Raw genomic sequence first — 16725 nt, 5'->3', positions numbered from 1 at the left:
GACGGCGTGTCACGTCCGGCCTGATGCCTGGTGTGTTCAAGGGCCGAACGCGGCCGTTGTCGTCGGCGCGCGTACCCGCGGTTCACGACGACGTGCCCGCGCACCGAAGGAGTGACGGCTCATGTCCCACACCTTTTCCCGGCGTTCGACCCTGCGTCTGCTGGGCGGCGCCATCGCGGTCGCCGCGGCGGCCACCACCGCCACCGGCCCCGTTCCGCTCGCCCGGGCGGAGTCCAGATCCGGCGCCGGCCCTCGCGTAGAGGGTCTGATAGTCAAACTCACTCTTGACGAGAAGATCTCCCTGCTGCACGGCGCCACCGACCCCGCCTCGCTCGGCCAGGCCGGGTACATACCCGGAGTACCCCGCCTCGGTATCCCCCCGCTCCGCCTCGCCGACGGCCCCGCCGGAGTCCGTGTCACCCGGCACGCCACCGCCCTGCCCGCCCCGGTGCTTCTCGCCTCCGCCTTCGACCCCGGCCTGGCCCGCCGCTACGGGCAGGTCATCGGGCGCGAGGGCCGTGCCCTCGGCCAGGACGTGCTGCTCTCCCCGATGGTCAACCTCATCCGCACCCCGTACGCGGGCCGCAACTTCGAGACATTCAGCGAGGACCCGCTGCTCGCCGGCGACCTGGTCGCGGCCGAGATCCGCGGCATCCAGGGCGAGGGCCTCATCGCGACCGTCAAGCACTTCGCGCTGAACAACCAGGAGCAGGACCGCAATTCCATCGACGTGCGGGTCGACGAGCAGACCATGCACGAGGTCGAACTGCGCGGCTTCGAGGCGGCCGTCGCCGCCCGCACCGGCGCGGTCATGGGCGCGTACAACAAGGTCAACGGCACCTTCGCCTGCGAGAACAAGACGCTCCTCACCGACATCCTGCGCGAGCGGTGGGGCTTCGGCGGCTGGGTGATGACCGACTGGTTCGCGGCCCACAGCACCGTCACCGCCCTCACCGCGGGCCTCGACATGGAGATGCCGGACGGGACGTACTTCGGGGCCGCCCTGAAGACGGCCGTGCGGAGCGGAGCCGTGGCCGAGTCCTACGTCGACCGGGCCGTACGCCGCGTCCTCGCGGTGATGGACCACTTCGGACTGCTCGACGGCAGCGTGCCGCCCCGTCCCGCCCGCGACCCGAAGGCGGGCGCGGCCGTCGCCCTGGAGGTCGCCAAGGCGGGCGCGACGCTCCTGCGCAACAAGCGACACGCACTGCCCCTGACCGGCGCCGCCGCCCGCAGCATCGCCGTCGTCGGCCCCACCGGCTCCCTGCCGTTCATCAGCGGCGGCGGCAGCGCGCACGTCGTCCCGGACCACGCCGACAGCCCGCTCGACGCCATCCGCTCCCGCGCGGGAGGCGGCGCCCGGGTGTCGTACGCGCTCGGTGAGGACCTCTTCGGCAAGGCGATCCCCGACGGGGCGCTGACCGCCGGCATCGACACCGAGGGCCAGCGTGTCGCCGCCGGAGGGGCCTGGACGTACACGGGGACGCTCACCGTCGCGGACGCCGACGAGTGGACCTTCGTCATCCACTACTCCGGCATCCGGCCCACGGTGCTCGTCGACGGGGTCGAGCTCTTCCCGCCGCTGCCCGGCTACGGCGAGTACTTCAGCGGCGGTCTGGTCTCCGCGGCGCCCGACGGACTCGCCGTACGCCGCAAGGCCCTGAACCTCTCCCGGGGCGCGCACCAGGTCTCCATCACCGCCCAGGGCGCCGACACGGGACAGCTGTTCCGGCTGCGGCGCATCACCGGCGCGACCCGAGCGCAGGACGTCGCCGAGGCGGTCGACGCCGCGCGCGCCGCCCACAGCGTCGTCCTCTTCGCCTACGAGGACGCCACCGAGGGCCTGGACCGCGGCACCCTCGCGCTGCCCGGCAACCAGGAGCGGCTGATCAAGGCCGTCGCCGCGGCCAACCCCCGGACGGCCGTCGTCCTCAACACCTCCTCCTCGACCTCGATGCCCTGGCTGGACGGCACGGCCGCCGTGCTCCAGATGTACTACCCGGGCCAGGAGGGCGCGGCCGCCACCGCCGCCGTCCTGTTCGGCGACTGCGATCCCGGCGGCCGGCTCACCCAGTCCTTCGCGGTCGACGACGCCCACCACCCGGTCGCAGGCGACCCGCGCCGCTATCCCGGCGTGAACGGCACCGAGGAGTACTCGGAGGGGATCCACGTCGGCTACCGCTGGTATGACGCGCAGGGCGTGCCCCCGCTGTTCCCCTTCGGGCACGGACTCTCGTACACCTCGTTCGCGTACGAGGATCTGCGGGTCCGGGGGAGAGAGGTCGGCTTCACCGTGCGCAACACCGGGCGGCGCGACGGTGTCGAGGTGGCGCAGGTCTACCTGGGGCCGTCCCCTGATCTCCGGCTCGACCAGGCCGTACGGGTGCTGGCCGGGTACCGGCGGCTGACGCTGCGGGCGGGGGAGCGGCGACGGGTGACGGTGCGCCTCGACCCGCGCACGCTGTCGTCCTGGGACGCGGGGCGGCACGACTGGGTCCTCGGCACCGGGCGGCGCGCGGTGTGGGTGGGCTCGTCGTCGCGGGACCTGCGGCTGCGCGGCAGCGTGGAGGTGGGCGCGTGAACAGGGGGCAGATCGTCCGATCCGGCCGCCTGCGCACGCTGGTGGTGGGGGTGACGGTCTTCGCCGCCGCGCTCGCCGCCCCGGCACCGGCCCTTGCCGCCCCGGCCCCGGCGCACGCCGCGCAGGACCCGACCGTCGTGCGTACCGCCGCCGGGCTGGTCCGGGGCGAAGTCACCGCCGAGGGACGCCAGTTCCTCGGCATCCCGTACGCACAGCCGCCCGTCGGCGCTCTCCGCTGGAAGGACCCGGAGCCGGTCGCACCCTGGCGCGGTGTGCGCACCGCGCGGGACTTCGGCAACCGGTGTGTGCAGACGGCCAGTTGGGACCCCGGCTACGAGCGGCCCAGCCACACCGAGGACTGCCTCGACCTCAACGTGTACGTCCCCGAAGGCGCCGGAAGCCGGCCGGTGATGGTCTGGCTGCACGGCGGCGGGCTCACCGCGGGCGCGGGCGAGGACATCGTGCCCGACACCTTCGCCCGGCAGACCGGAACGGTCGTCGTGACCGTCAACTACCGCCTCGGCGCCATGGGATTCCTCGCCACGGCCGGACTCGACGGCGAGGCCCGCGACGGGGTCTCGGGCAACTTCGGCATGCTCGACCAACAGGCCGCACTGCGCTGGGTACGCGCCGACATCGGCCGCTTCGGCGGTGATCCCGGCCGCGTCACCGTCGCGGGCGAGTCGGCGGGCGGCCGCTCGGTCTGCACCCAGCTGGCCTCGCCGACCTCGAAGGGCCTGTACCGGGCGGGGATCGTCGAGAGCGGCGCGTACGGGAACTGCGCGGCGCGCACCCACGAGGCGGCCGTGGCCGCCGGCGCGGCCTTCGCGCGGAAGGCGGGCTGCGCCGATCTGTCGGCGGCGTGTCTGCGCGGCAAGTCGTCCGCGGAGATCCTCGCCGCGCAGGGCGGATTCGACTGGGGGCCCGTCGTGGGCGGCGCCTTCCTGCCGGTACAGCCCTTCGAGGCGTATGCGAAGGGGGTCGCGGCCCGGGTCCCCGTGCTGAACGGGGCGAACGAGGACGAGGGGCGGCTGTTCGCGTTCGCCCGGTTCGACAACGCCGGCACCCCGCTCACCGCCGAGCGGTACCCGGCGGTCGTGAAGGACGCCTGGGGCGCCGAACTGGGCGAGCGGGTGCTCGAGCGCTATCCGCTCGACGGCTACGCGTCGCCGACCCTCGCCTACGCCACCGCCTTCGGTGACTACCTCATGGCGTGTCCGGCGCTGCGGCTCGACGGGGTGCTCGCCGGACGCGGGCCCGTGTACGCGTACGAGTTCGCCGACCGCACCTCGCCGCCGTTCGCCTCGCTGCGCGATCTCCACACGGGCTTCGACTTCGGTGCGACCCATGTGAACGAGGTGCAGTACCTCTTCAAGCACTTCGGGCTCACCACCCCGCTGAACGCGGAGCAGCGCGTGCTGTCGCGGCAGATGATCCAGTATTGGGGGTCGTTCGTCAGGGGCGGGGTGCCGCGTGCCGACGGGCAGCCCGCGATGCCCGGCGGAGCCGGTCCTGTGCTCTCGCTGCGGACCGCCTCGCGAGGCGGGAACATCGTGAGCACGACCGTCCACCGGGAGCATCGGTGCGACCTGTGGGACGCCGCCGCGCGAGGCTGAGCGGTAGGCTTCCCGGCGTGTGCCCGTCGTCGCGGGCGCACGCCGGGAAGTGTGCGATTCGGGAGGAACCGGCGTTGGACGTCCAGCATTGGCTCGAGACGGTACCCGCGGTCAGCATCTATGCGCTGGTGGCCCTGGTCATCGGCCTGGAGAGCCTGGGCATCCCGTTGCCCGGTGAGATCATCCTGGTCTCGGCGGCGCTGCTGTCCTCCCAGCACTCGGGCATCAACCCCGTCATCCTCGGCGCGTGCGCCAGCATCGGCGCGATCGTCGGAGACTCCATCGGCTACGCCATCGGCCGCAAGGGCGGGCGCCCCCTGTTGGCCTGGCTGGGAGCGAAGTTCCCCAGGCACTTCAGCGAGGGGCACGTCGCGACCGCCGAGCGGTCCTTCCAGAAGTGGGGCATGTGGGCCGTCTTCTTCGGCCGGTTCATCGCGCTGCTGCGGATCTTCGCCGGGCCGCTCGCGGGTGTGCTGAAGATGCCGTACTGGAAGTTCCTGATCGCCAATGTGCTGGGCGGGATCATCTGGGCCGGGGGCACCACCGCGGTCATCTACTACGTGGGTGTCGTCGCCGAGTCCTGGCTGAAGCGCTTCTCGTGGGTCGGGCTCGTGGTGGCCGTGCTCATCGGGCTTGCCTCGATGCTGATCGTGAAGCGCAAGGCGAAGAAGGCGGCGGCGGAGATCGAGACGGGGGAGCGGGAGCCGGTGGCGGCTGCCGAGTAGGTTCCCGTCGTCGTGTGTCTGCAGGCTGTACGTGGCTGGGCGCGCCCACGCGGCTCCGCCGCATGGTGAACTCAGCCGCGCGCCCCTGAAGGGGCGCTTCAGCTCCCGTGTGCTTCCTTGTGCGTCTTTGCCAGGTCCACGTAGAAGGTGCCGTTCAGGGTGAGGCCCTGGCGTTCCTCCTCCGTCAGCGGGCGCTTCACCTTGGCGGGGACTCCGGCCACCAGGGAGCCCGGCGGGACCTGCATCCCCTGGGGGACCAGGGCCTGGGCCGCCACCAGGGAACCGGCGCCGATCACCGCGCCGTTGAGGACCGTGGCGCCCATGCCGATCAGGCAGTCGTCCTCGACCGTCGCGCCGTGCAGTACGGCGTTGTGGCCGACCGAGACGCGCTCGCCGACCGTGATCGGGAAGCCGGGGTCGACGTGAAGGGTGCAGTTGTCCTGGATGTTGCTGTCGGCGCCGATGACGATCGGACCGAAGTCGGCGCGCAGTACCGCGCCGTACCAGACGCTCGCGCCCGCGTGCAGGGTGACGTCCCCGATCACCACGGACATCGGTGCCGTGAACGCATCCGGGTCCACCTGCGGGTCCTTGCCGCCGATCCCCATGATCAGCGCCTGCTGCGTCATCAGCGTCTCCTCGTTGTCGTCGGCGGCGGTGGTACAGCGGCACCGTATGCCATCGCTCCCGGCCCCGGTGGGGCGAAGATCACAGCGGTGATCCCTGCTGGGCCCAGGCCGCCCTGAGTACGGTGAGCGGGTGCCCAGCAACAGGAACGTGTTCTCATCATGGCGGCGCCGCCTCGCGCAGCGCGCCGTCCACGCGTGCTGGGCCTGGGTGCAGCGCACGGGTTCGGTGACGGCCGAGCACCCGGGGCGGCTGCGCTTCGGCGCGATGGGAACGGGTACCAGACTCGCCTTCCCGCTCGGCACCGTCTTCGGCGAACCCTGGATCCACCTCGGCGCCCACTGCATCGTCGGCGAACAGGTCACCCTCACCGCCGGTCTGATGCCCGACCTCGACCTCGGCGCCGACCCGATCCTGCGTGTCGGCGACGGTGTCGTGCTCGGCCGCGGCAGCCATGTCATCGCCGACACGACGGTCACGATCGGCAGCGACTGCTACTTCGGCCCGTATGTGTACGTGACGTCCACGAACCACTCGTACGACGATCCGCACGTGCCCATCGGCAAGCAGTGGCCCCGGATGGAGCCGGTGGAGATCGGATCCGGCTGCTGGATCGGCACCGGGGCGGTGATCCTGCCGGGGGCGCGGATCGGGCGGAACGTCGTGGTGGCGGCCGGCGCGGTGGTGCGCGGCGCGGTGCCGGACCACTCGGTCGTGGCGGGGGCTCCGGCCCGGGTCGTACGGCGCTGGGACGCGGTCGACGGCTGGCAGCCGCCGCTGCGGACGCCCGCGCCGGTCCCGATTCCCGACGGGGTGACCCCGGAGCAACTGCTCGCGCTGTCGGAGCTGGACGAGGAGACCGTGGAGCGGCTGGCGGAGCTGGACGCCGAGTCGTCCTGAGGCCGATCGGCAGGGGTCAGCCGGTGGCCAGCAGCACCGTGCCGACCAGCGCCAGGCCCGCGCCCGCGGCCTGGATTCCGCGCAGCCGTTCGCTGAGGAAGCCCCGTGCGGCGAGGGCCGTGACCACCGGATAGAGCGAGGCGAGGACGGCTGCCACCGTGACCGGGCCGTGCTGGGCGGCGACGGAGTACGTGCCGTTCGCCGCGACGTCCGCGAGGCCCACGAAGGCGAGCGCGGGCAGGGAGCGCCAGGGGAAACCACCCTCGGGAAGGGCGGCGGCGCCGCGCCGCACGGAGACGAGGAGCGCCGCGCCACCGGTGGCGACGTTGGTCAGGCGCTGCACGAACAGCGCGAGGAACAGCCCGGTCACCGACGAGGACGCCTCCGCGATCAGCACGAACACCGTGCCGAAGCCGAGCGCGGCGATCAGAGTGAGGAGGACCGCCTGCCGCTGCACGGGGGCGCCTCTCCACTGGGGCCCGCCGGCGAGTACGACGCCCACGACGGCGACCACGATGCCCGCCACCTGCGTCAGCCCGGGGCGCTCGCCGAGGAAGAGTCCCACGGTGATGGGGACGGCCACGGCCAGGGAGCCGAGTGGGGAGACGACGCCCATCGGGCCCAGGGCGAGCGCCTTGTAGAAGGAGAGCAGCGCGACCGGTCCCACGAGTCCCGCGGCGAAGGCGAACCACAGCTGCGGTCCCGCCGCGCTCCAGCCGCCGGTCGCGACCACGATCGCGCCCAGGACCGCAGCCGCGATCGACTGCGAGACGACGACCACGGTGAGCGCGGGCGTACGCCGGGTCAGCAGCCCTCCGCCGAAGTCGGCCAGGCCCCACAGGAGGCTGGTGGCCAGGGCGAAGAGCGCTGTCTGTGCCGTCATCGGGCCCCTCGCAGTACAGTTCAGTGAACGATCAGGTGCACCACAGCATAGTTCATTCTATTGAACTCTGTAATCTAAAATATTGGACGCAGACTCATGGACGGAATGTGTCGGATCTCGACCTGCTGACCCAGTCGCTGGCGCGCAACGTCAAGCGCTGGCGCACCGAGCGCGGCTTCACCCTGGACGTGCTCGCCGGCCGCGCCGGAGTCAGCCGCGGCATGCTCATCCAGATCGAGCAGGCCAGGACCAACCCCAGCATCGGTACCGTCGTGAAGATCGGTGACGCGCTCGGCGTCAGCATCACGACCCTCCTCGACTACGAGCAGGGCCCCAAGGTCCGGATCGTCCCGGCCGAGCAGGCCGTACGGCTGTGGCACACGGACGCGGGCAGCTACAACCGCCTCCTCGCCGGTACCGAGGCGCCCGGACCGCTGGAGATGTGGGACTGGCGGCTCATGCCGGGCGACGGCAGCCCCTCCGACCCGCACCCCACGGGGACGGTCGAACTCGTCCACGTCATTGCGGGCGACCTCACTCTCGTCGTCGACGGGACCGACTACCGCGTCCCCGAGGGCGCGAGCGTGTCCTTCGAGGCCAACACCCCCCATACATACGCCAACAAGGGCGACGTGCCGGTGGAGATGGTCATGGCGGTGTCGGTGCCGCTCGTGCACTGAGACACCCCACCGGGCGGACCGGAGCGGCTGTTAGCGTGCCGTCATGCGCGCTCCCATCGGACACTTCGACCACGCCACGGCCGCCCCCGACTGCCTCGACGAGCTCACCCGCCCGGTCGCGGACGGTGTACGCCACTGGCGCGGCACCGTCCCCGCCGACCAGATCGTGTACGTCGACACGGACCCCGAGTGGGCCGACACCGCGACCTTCGTCGAGCACTACGGCAAGGAGCTGCTGGACCAGTCCGCCAACTGCGTGGTCGTCGCGGGCAAGCGCGGCGGTGAGACCACGCTCGCCGCCTGCGTGGTCCTCTCCGCCACCCGCGTCGACGTCAACGGCGTCGTCCGCCGCCAACTCGGCGCCCGCAAGGCCTCGTTCGCCCCGATGGACACCGCCACCGGCGAGAGCGGCATGGAGTACGGCGGTATCACCCCGATCGGGCTGCCGGGCGACTGGCCGGTGCTGGTGGACTCGGCGGTCGTCGAGCTGCCGTACGTCCTGGTGGGCAGTGGCCGGCGGCGCGGGAAGCTGCTGGTACCCGGCAAGGCGTTCGCCGAACTGCCGAACGCGGTGGTGCTGGAGGGGCTGGGCATCGCCTGACCGGTCAGGCGACCATGTGATGCGCCAGCGCCAGGTGCGGGTCCGTCTCGCCCGGCGCGGGGGCCGGATCGGCGTGTACGAGGGCCGCGGTGAGCTTCGGTACGGCGTGCAGCAGGGCGTGTTCGGCCTCGACGGCGATCCGGTGCGCCTGTCGCACACTCGCCTCGCCGTCCACCACGACCGCCACCTCGGCGCGCAGCCGGTGTCCGATCCAGCGCAGCCGCAGCTCACCCACCCCGTGCACGCCGGGGATCTCCCGCAGGGCCCGTTCGGCCGAGTCGACCAACTCCGGGTCCACGGCGTCCATCACACGCCGGAAGACCTCGCGGGCGGCGTCGCGCAGCACCAGCAGGATCCCGGCCGTGATCGCCAGGCCCACCAGCGGGTCGGCGAGTTGCCACCCCAGTGCCGCGCCGCCCGCCCCCACCAGCACCGCCAGTGACGTGAATCCGTCCGTACGGGCATGGAGGCCGTCCGCGACGAGGGCGGCCGAGCCGATCTCACGCCCGACCCGGATGCGGTGCCGGGCGACCCACTCGTTGCCGAAGAAGCCGATCAGCGCGGCCGCCGCGACGACCGGGATGTGGTGCAGGGGGCGCGGGTCGACCAGCCGCTCGACCGCGGTCCAGGCCGCGAAGGCACCGGACGCGGCGATCGTCAGCACGATCACGATGCCCGCGAGGTCCTCCGCCCGGCCGTAGCCGTAGGTGAAGCGACGCGTCGCCGCGCGTCGGCCCAGCACGAACGCGATGCCGAGGGGGACGGCCGTGAGCGCGTCGGCGGCGTTGTGCACCGTGTCGCCGAGCAGCGCGACCGATCCGGAGATCACGACCACGACCGCCTGCGCCACGGCGGTGGTACCGAGGACGACGAGGGACACCCACAGGGCTCGCATACCGCGCGCCGAGGACTCCAGCGCGGAGTCGAGCTTGTCGCCGGTCTCGTGGGAGTGGGGAGTGAGGAGGTGACGGAGACGGGAGAGGAGCCCGGACGAGGTGCTGTGGGGGTGGGCGTGGGGATGCGGAGGGGGAGGGGGCTGCGGGTGGTCGTGCCCCAAGCGGCCGTGGCTGTGGCCGTGACCGTGGTCATGGCCGGGGGGCGTGCCGTGATCGTGGGAGTGGCCGTGACCGCCGCTGTCGTCGTGGCCGTGGTCGTGGTGCCGGTCGCTCACGGGGGTCCCCTTCCGGTGCGCGGGAGTGGACGTGTCGGCGCCCATGGGACCATTATGTGCGTATGAGCGCACGCATGCACCTATCACCTGCGCATGATGCGCATCCGCGAACCCCCGGCGAGGAACAGTTCGCGCTCGCCGCCGAACTCCTCGCCCTCCTGGGCGACCGCACCCGGCTCGCCCTCCTGCACGCGCTGACCGGCCAAGAGGCCGATGTCACGACGCTCACCGAGGCGTGCGGGGCCGCGCGCCCGGCCGTCAGCCAGCATCTGGCCCGGCTGCGTCTCGCCGGTCTGGTGAACACCCGGAAGGAAGGCCGCCGGGTCGTCTACTCACTCGGTGACGGCCATCTGCGCCGAGTCGTCGACGAGGCGCTGAACCTCGCCGACCACCGCCTCACCGACCGCCCGCCGCACGACTGAGGGAACTCCGCCGCGCTCAGTGGCCGGTGTCGTCCTCGCCCGCCTCCAGCAGGTTCGCCGCCGCGCCCACGATGCTCGGGTCCGGGCTGCCGACGACCTCCTCGTCCTTGTCCGTGTAGGAGAAGCGGGCCAGGACGCTGCGCATCGCCTCGACGCGCGCCCGCTTCTTGTCGTTGCTCTTCACCACGGTCCAGGGGGCCTGTTCGGTGTCCGTCTCGCGGAACATGGAGACCTTGGCGGCGGTGTAGTCGTCCCAGCGGTCCAAGGAGGCCAGGTCCATGGGGCTGAGCTTCCACTGTCGTACGGGATCGACCTGGCGGATCGTGAAACGGGTGCGCTGCTCGCCCTGCGACACGGAGAACCAGAACTTGATCAGGTCCACCCCGTCGTCGACGAGCATCCGTTCGAAGGCGGGCGCCTGCCGCATGAAGCGGTGGTACTCGTCGTCCGTGCAGAAGCCCATCACCCGCTCGACGCCGGCCCGGTTGTACCAGGACCGGTCGAACATCACGATCTCGCCCGCGGTCGGCAGGTGCTCCGCGTACCGCTGGAAGTACCACTGGCCGCGCTCGCGCTCGGTCGGCTTCTCCAGCGCCACCACCCGGGCGCCGCGCGGATTGAGATGCTCGGTGAACCGCTTGATCGTGCCGCCCTTGCCGGCCGCGTCACGCCCCTCGAAGACGATGACCAGGCGGCGGCCGGTCGCCTTGATCCAACTCTGCAGCTTCAGCAGTTCTATCTGCTGGAGGCGTTTGTGCCACTCGTACTCCTTGCGCTCCATGCGCTCGTGGTACGGGTAGTTCTCGCGCCAGGTCTCCACCGGACTGCCGTCCGACCGGATCAGTACCGGGTCGTCGTGGTCGCTGTAATCGACGGTCAGACCCGTCAGCAATGGTGTCATAGCGGCCTCCCCGGCTTCATTTCAGTGGAACTGCGGCACGATCAGGTAAATTCCGTACGCGACGACCGCCGCGCAGGCCAGGAAACACAGTCCGGCCTGTGCGAAGCCGAGGGCGTGGGTGCCGTCGGCGTCCTTCTCGCGTGCCGCCTCGACCTGGGAGACGCCCAGCACGCCGAGCGCGAAGACGACCACCACTCCTACACTGACGGCGATGCTCACCGCGGTGACCTCACCGAGTGCGGTCCAGTCCACATGCATCGTACGACTTCCCCTTGGCTCAGGCGACGGTGCCGACGGTCGTCGGCGCAGCGGCACGGACGGTGACCTGGTGGGCGTCGTTCACGTTGTCCGCGCGCACCGGGTTGCGGCGCGAGGTGAGCACGATGAACGCGGCGACCGCGGCGGCGCACAGGGCGATCACCACGGTGCCGAAGGTGCCGCCGTGTTTCACCACGCTCGCCGAGACCCCGCCGACCAGCGCGGCGGCGGGCAGCGTGACCAGCCAGGCGATCACCATGCGGCCCGCGGTGCCCCAGCGGACCTCGGCCAGTCGCCTGCCCAGACCGGCGCCGAGGATGCCGCCGGAGCAGACCTGTGTGGTGGAGAGCGCGAAACCCAGGTGGGCGGAGGTGAGGATCACGGTGGTGGCGGCGGCCTCGGCCGCGAAGCCCTGGGGCGACTGGATGTCGGTGAGCCCCTTGCCCATCGTGCGGATGATCCGCCAGCCGCCGAGGTAGGTGCCCAGTCCGATGGCGAGACCGGCGGTCGCGATCACCCACACCGGGGGACCGGCGTCGTGCCCCAGCGCCCCCGCCGAGATCAGCGTCAGCGTGATGACGCCCATCGTCTTCTGGGCGTCGTTCGTGCCGTGCGCCAGGGAGACGAGCGAGGCCGAGGCGATCTGGCCGAGCCGGAAGCCCTTGGTCACCGAGTCCTGGCGGGCTCTGCGGTGATCTTGTACGCGAGGTAGGTGGCCAGCAGCGCGGCCACGCCCGCCACGATCGGCGAGGCCACGGCCGGGATCAGCACCTTCTCGACCACCTTGTCGAAGTGCACGCCGTGCTCGCCCGCGCCGACCCACACCGCCCCGATCAGTCCGCCGAACAGGGCGTGCGAGGAACTGGAGGGCAGCCCGAGCAGCCAGGTCAGCAGATTCCAGAGAATCGCCCCGACCAGGCCCGCGAAGATCATCCCTGGGGTGACCAGGGTGTCGTCCACGATGCCGCCCGAGATGGTCTTTGCGACCTCGGTGGACAGGAATGCTCCGCCGATGTTCAGGACGCCGCTGATGAGGACCGCTGTTCTCGGCTTGAGGGCCCCGGTGGCGATGGACGTGGCCATCGCGTTCGCCGTGTCGTGGAATCCGTTGGTGAAATCGAAGGCCAACGCCGTGACGATGACGACCGCCACGAGGAACGTGATGTGGTCCATCTCCTCATGGAAGCGAGCGCAGGCGTACGCCGGGCGAACCGGAGGCGAAGGCGGTGTGAGCCGGAGTGAAGGTGACAGTACGGGGGATCGGGCCTGGACGCGGTTGGCTCAAGAGCCGGTCGGTGTGCGGTGGCTGAAACTCGTTGCTTGCGCGATACCTGTCCTATGTGCGCCGGCAGTCGGGGCACAGGCCCCGGTAGGTCACCTCGACATCGGAGACGGTGAAGCCGAACCGCTCGGAGGCGGGCAGATCGGACAAGGGGTCGCCGTTGGGGTGGACGTCCCGGACGGCGCCGCAGCCCGAGCACACCAGGTGCTGATGGGGGTGGTGGGCGTTCGGGTCGTAGCGCTTGGCGCGGCCGTCGGTGGCCACCTCGATCACCTCGCCGAGCGAAACGAGCTCGCCGAGGGTGTTGTAGACGGTCGCGCGGGAGATCTCCGGCAACCGGGTGGTGGCGCGTGCGAGCACCTCGTCCGCGGTGAGGTGCACGTGCTCGCCGTCGAGTACCTCGGCGACCACCCGGCGCTGGGCGGTCATCCGCCAGCCGCGTCCGCGAAGTCGTTCGAGCAGGTCACTCATGCTCACCAGCCTCATCATGCATCGTCCGACGAATGAATCCGTACGGGTCTGGTTCTCGTATTGACTTGGACTGAGTCCATCGTAGGATCGGTTCTGGCGACAGCCAAGGGACCGGACAACAGCAGGGAAAGGCACGTGACGATCAGAAGACGGGTGGAGCTCGCCCACTTCGGTCGCGAGCGCATCCCGGAGCCCGGCAGCCCGACCCGGTTCGAGCGACGCGTCGGCGACTGCCACCACTACGTCATGTGCCGGTCGTACGGTGTCGTCGACGACGTCCCCAGGGGCAGCGCCCCGGCTGTTTCGACTGTTTCGACCGACTGTTCCACCGCCCGCAGTTCCTGAGCACAGTGATCCGCCCCGTCCGGAAGGATTCCCATGTCCGAGAACCATGATGCAATCGTCACCGATGCGAAGTCGGAGGGCGCAGGTGGCTGCCCCGTCGCGCACGGGCGCGCCGCGCATCCGACCCAGGGCGGCGGAAACCGCCAGTGGTGGCCGGAGCGGCTCAACCTGAAGATCCTTGCCAAGAACCCCGCCGTGGCGAACCCCCTCGGTGAGGAGTTCGACTACGCCGAGGCGTTCAAGACCCTCGACCTCGCTGCCGTGAAGCAGGACATCGCCGAGGTGCTGACCACCTCGCAGGACTGGTGGCCGGCCGACTTCGGCAACTACGGCCCGTTCATGATTCGGATGGCCTGGCACAGCGCGGGCACCTACCGCATCAGCGACGGCCGCGGCGGCGCCGGCGCCGGCCAGCAGCGCTTCGCGCCCCTCAACAGCTGGCCGGACAACGGCAACCTCGACAAGGCCCGCCGCCTGCTGTGGCCGGTGAAGAAGAAGTACGGCCAGAGCCTCTCCTGGGCCGACCTCATGATCCTCACCGGCAACGTGGCCCTGGAGCAGATGGGCTTCGAGACCTTCGGCTTCGCCGGCGGCCGCGCGGACGTCTGGGAGTCCGAGGAGGACGTGTACTGGGGCCCCGAGACCACCTGGCTCGACGACCAGCGCTACACCGGCGACCGCGAGCTGGAGAGCCCGCTCGGCGCCGTCCAGATGGGCCTCATCTACGTCAACCCCGAGGGCCCCAACGGCAACCCGGACCCGATCGCGGCGGCCCGCGACATCCGTGAGACGTTCCGCCGCATGGCGATGAACGACGAGGAGACGGTCGCCCTCATCGCGGGCGGTCACACCTTCGGCAAGACCCACGGCGCGGGCCCGGCGGAGAGCGTCGGCGCCGACCCCGAGGCCGCCCCGATCGAGGCACAGGGCCTGGGCTGGAAGAGCACGTACGGCACCGGCAAGGGCGCGGACGCCATCACCTCCGGCCTTGAGGTCACCTGGACCACCACGCCCACCCAGTGGAGCAACGGCTTCTTCGACAACCTCTTCGGCTACGAGTGGGAGCTGACCCAGAGCCCCGCCGGCGCCAACCAGTGGGTGGCGAAGGACGCCGAGGCGACCGTTCCCGACGCGCACGACCCGTCGAAGAAGCGTCTGCCCACGATGCTCACCACCGACCTCTCGCTGCGCGTCGACCCGATCTACGAGCCGATCTCCCGCCGCTTCCACGAGAACCCCGCGGAGTTCGCGGACGCCTTCGCCCGTGCCTGGTACAAGCTGACCCACCGTGGCATGGGCCCGAAGTCGCTCTACCTCGGCCCGGAGGTCCCGGCGGAGACCCTGCTCTGGCAGGACCCGCTGCCGGAGGCGGAGGGCGAGGCCATCGGCGCCGACGACGTCACCGCCCTCAAGGCGAAGATCCTCGACTCGGGCCTGACCGTCCCGCAGCTGGTCTCCACCGCCTGGGCGTCGGCCTCGACGTTCCGCGGCAGCGACAAGCGCGGCGGCGCCAACGGCGCGCGCATCCGCCTGGAGCCGCAGCGCGGCTGGCAGGCCAACGACCCCGACCAGCTCGCGGTGGTGCTGCGCACGCTGGAGGGCATCCAGCGGGAGTTCAACACCGGTGCCAAGAAGGTCTCCCTGGCCGACCTGATCGTGCTCGGCGGCAGCGCCGCCGTCGAGAAGGCCGCCAAGGACGCCGGTCACGACGTCGAGGTGTCCTTCACCCCGGGCCGCGTCGACGCGACGGACGAGCACACCGACGCGGAGTCCTTCGCCGCGCTGGAGCCGACCGCCGACGGGTTCCGCAACTACCTCGGCAAGGGCAACCGCCTCCCGGCCGAGTACCTGCTGCTGGACCGCGCGAACCTGCTGACCCTGAGCGCTCCCGAGCTGACGGTCCTCGTCGGTGGCCTGCGCGTCCTGGGCGCCAACCACCAGCAGTCGGCGCACGGTGTCCTCACCGCGACCCCCGGAACGCTCACCAACGACTTCTTCGTCAACCTGCTCGACCTGGGCACGACGTGGACGCCGACCTCCGAGGACGCGACCACCTTCGAGGCCCGCGACGACGCCACCGGCGAGGTCAAGTGGACCGGCACCCGTGCCGACCTCGTCTTCGGCTCGAACTCCGAGCTGCGCGCGCTCGCCGAGGTCTACGCGGGCGACGACGCCAAGGCGAAGTTCGTGAAGGACTTCGTCGCGGCGTGGGGCAAGGTCATGAACCTCGACCGGTTCGACCTCGTCTGATGCTCGTCTGATCATCCAGGTCAGGACGTCCAGGTCGGCCCGTAGCGGCCGGCCTGGACGTTTTTTTGGTGCGGTGACGTTCCCCGGCACCGCGTAAAAACGCTTGCCCCGAGCGTCCCGTCGTCATGAGGATGTCGGAATGCCGATCTTCTCCGCCCCCGACGGGACCGAACTGGCCTACCACGTCATGGGCCAGGGAGAGCCGCTGCTGTGTCTGCCCGGTGGGCCCATGCGTGCCTCCGCCTATCTCGGCGATCTGGGCGGGCTGTCGCGGCACCGTCGGCTGTTCCTGCTGGATCTGCGGGGGACCGGTGACTCCGCCGTCCCGGCCGACCCGGCGACGTACCGCTGCGACCGGCAGGTGGACGACGTCGAGGCCTTCCGGGCGCACCTCGGGTGGGAGCGGGTGGATCTCCTCGCCCACTCGGCGGCCGGTGATCTCGCGCTTCTCTATGCGGCCCGGTATCCGGACCGCATCCGCACCCTCACCTCGGTCACCGGGCGCGCCCGGGCCCTCGGTATCGACTTCACCGAGGAGCACCGCAGGGAGGCGGCCGCGCGGCGCGGGGCCGAGCCGTGGTTCGTGACTGCGTACGACGCCTACGAACGGATCTGGGCGGGCTCGACGGCCGATGCCGACTGGGACGCCGTCGCCCCGTTCTTCTACGGCCGCTGGGACGCGACCGCGCAGGCGCACGCCGCGACCGAGGTCGAACAGACCAACGAGGAGGCCGCGGACCTGTACGCGTCCCCCGGTGCCTTCGAACCCTCCGTGGCCCGCGCAGCCGTCGCCACGCTGGACGCGCGGGTCCTGCTGCTCGCGGGCGAACTCGACAGTGGCCCACTGCCGCGCGTGGCCGCCACCGTGGCGGGGCTGTTCCCCGAGGGGGAGCTGATCGTCCAGCCGGGGGCCGGCCACCACCCGTGGCTCGACGACCCCCGGCGCTTCACGGAAACGGTGACGGCGTTCCTCGACCGGGCGCGGTGACCGGGCGTGCTGACCGGGGCCTGC

The 16725-nt window shown here is 71.3% G+C and carries 16 protein-coding genes and 1 pseudogene; 10 read left to right on the top strand and 7 right to left on the bottom strand.

Annotation, left to right across the window (positions count from 1 at the left end):
- The first annotated feature begins 121 nt into the window (after positions 1–121).
- The 3 genes from OG798_RS12570 (at position 122) to OG798_RS12560 (ending at position 4922) form a co-directional block, all read left to right on the top strand.
- A complete protein-coding gene (locus OG798_RS12570) occupies positions 122–2581 on the top strand; it encodes a beta-glucosidase family protein (protein ID WP_121416805.1) in 2460 nt (819 codons plus the stop codon).
- Positions 2578–4197 carry a carboxylesterase/lipase family protein gene (locus tag OG798_RS12565; RefSeq protein WP_267061233.1) on the top strand — a complete coding sequence of 540 codons (1620 nt, stop codon included), beginning with the start codon at positions 2578–2580 and terminating at the stop codon, positions 4195–4197. Before OG798_RS12570 ends, OG798_RS12565 begins: the two co-directional genes overlap by 4 nt.
- Before the next feature lie 74 nt (positions 4198–4271).
- A complete protein-coding gene (locus OG798_RS12560; protein WP_095855938.1) occupies positions 4272–4922 on the top strand; it encodes a DedA family protein in 651 nt (216 codons plus the stop codon).
- Between the two features lie 98 nt (positions 4923–5020).
- Here the strand turns inward: OG798_RS12560 and OG798_RS12555 are convergent, their stop codons facing one another.
- On the bottom strand, positions 5021–5551 hold the full coding sequence (locus OG798_RS12555; protein ID WP_095855939.1) for a gamma carbonic anhydrase family protein: 531 nt from the start codon (positions 5549–5551) through the stop codon (positions 5021–5023).
- Between the two features lie 130 nt (positions 5552–5681).
- Here OG798_RS12555 and OG798_RS12550 point away from each other — a divergent pair, with 130 nt between their 5' ends.
- Positions 5682–6449, top strand: coding sequence for an acyltransferase (locus OG798_RS12550; RefSeq protein WP_067378965.1), 768 nt, complete (start codon positions 5682–5684; stop codon positions 6447–6449).
- A 16-nt stretch (positions 6450–6465) separates the two neighbouring features.
- On the opposite strand, the gene OG798_RS12545 is transcribed toward OG798_RS12550, so the two are convergent.
- Entirely contained in the window at positions 6466–7332 is an 867-nt protein-coding gene (locus tag OG798_RS12545) for a DMT family transporter (RefSeq protein ID WP_095855941.1), read from the bottom strand.
- Positions 7333–7439: 107 nt separating this feature from the next.
- Here OG798_RS12545 and OG798_RS12540 point away from each other — a divergent pair, with 107 nt between their 5' ends.
- Both OG798_RS12540 and OG798_RS12535 read left to right on the top strand, forming a co-directional pair.
- Complete coding sequence (locus OG798_RS12540; protein WP_267061232.1) at positions 7440–8012, top strand: helix-turn-helix domain-containing protein; 573 nt, start codon at positions 7440–7442, stop codon at positions 8010–8012.
- A gap of 43 nt (positions 8013–8055) precedes the next feature.
- Positions 8056–8613, top strand: a complete 558-nt coding sequence (locus OG798_RS12535; RefSeq protein ID WP_054229044.1) for a YbaK/EbsC family protein — start codon at positions 8056–8058, stop codon at positions 8611–8613.
- A gap of 4 nt (positions 8614–8617) precedes the next feature.
- Here OG798_RS12535 and OG798_RS12530 read toward each other — a convergent pair whose 3' ends face one another.
- On the bottom strand, positions 8618–9829 hold the full coding sequence (locus tag OG798_RS12530; RefSeq protein WP_413253526.1) for a cation diffusion facilitator family transporter: 1212 nt from the start codon (positions 9827–9829) through the stop codon (positions 8618–8620).
- Positions 9830–9846: 17 nt separating this feature from the next.
- Between OG798_RS12530 and OG798_RS12525 the strand changes: the two genes are divergently transcribed.
- On the top strand, positions 9847–10206 hold the full coding sequence (locus OG798_RS12525; protein ID WP_179436651.1) for an ArsR/SmtB family transcription factor: 360 nt from the start codon (positions 9847–9849) through the stop codon (positions 10204–10206).
- Positions 10207–10222: 16 nt separating this feature from the next.
- On the opposite strand, the gene ppk2 is transcribed toward OG798_RS12525, so the two are convergent.
- From ppk2 to OG798_RS12505, 4 genes and pseudogenes are all read right to left on the bottom strand, one after another.
- Positions 10223–11107 carry a polyphosphate kinase 2 gene (gene ppk2 / locus OG798_RS12520; protein WP_095855943.1) on the bottom strand — a complete coding sequence of 295 codons (885 nt, stop codon included), beginning with the start codon at positions 11105–11107 and terminating at the stop codon, positions 10223–10225.
- Between the two features lie 21 nt (positions 11108–11128).
- A complete protein-coding gene (locus OG798_RS12515; RefSeq protein ID WP_121416807.1) occupies positions 11129–11365 on the bottom strand; it encodes a hypothetical protein in 237 nt (78 codons plus the stop codon).
- A gap of 19 nt (positions 11366–11384) precedes the next feature.
- A pseudogene (locus OG798_RS12510) lies at positions 11385–12538 on the bottom strand (inorganic phosphate transporter).
- Between the two features lie 163 nt (positions 12539–12701).
- On the bottom strand, positions 12702–13118 hold the full coding sequence (locus OG798_RS12505; protein ID WP_328760024.1) for a Fur family transcriptional regulator: 417 nt from the start codon (positions 13116–13118) through the stop codon (positions 12702–12704).
- 135 nt (positions 13119–13253) lie between these two features.
- On the opposite strand from OG798_RS12505, the gene OG798_RS56545 reads away from it, so the two are divergent.
- The 3 genes from OG798_RS56545 (at position 13254) to OG798_RS12490 (ending at position 16701) form a co-directional block, all read left to right on the top strand.
- The gene (locus OG798_RS56545; protein WP_373559012.1) at positions 13254–13463 is read left to right on the top strand and encodes a hypothetical protein; all 210 of its coding nucleotides are present in this window, start codon (positions 13254–13256) and stop codon (positions 13461–13463) included.
- 33 nt (positions 13464–13496) lie between these two features.
- Positions 13497–15713: a catalase/peroxidase HPI gene (gene katG / locus OG798_RS12495; RefSeq protein WP_328756983.1), complete on the top strand. Its 2217-nt coding sequence runs from the start codon at positions 13497–13499 to the stop codon at positions 15711–15713.
- A gap of 139 nt (positions 15714–15852) precedes the next feature.
- Positions 15853–16701: an alpha/beta fold hydrolase gene (locus OG798_RS12490; protein WP_328756982.1), complete on the top strand. Its 849-nt coding sequence runs from the start codon at positions 15853–15855 to the stop codon at positions 16699–16701.
- Positions 16702–16725 lie beyond the last annotated feature (24 nt).

Source organism: Streptomyces sp. NBC_00271, from assembly GCF_036178845.1.
GTDB lineage: Bacteria > Actinomycetota > Actinomycetes > Streptomycetales > Streptomycetaceae > Streptomyces.
This window is presented reverse-complemented; position numbering and strand designations above follow the sequence as displayed.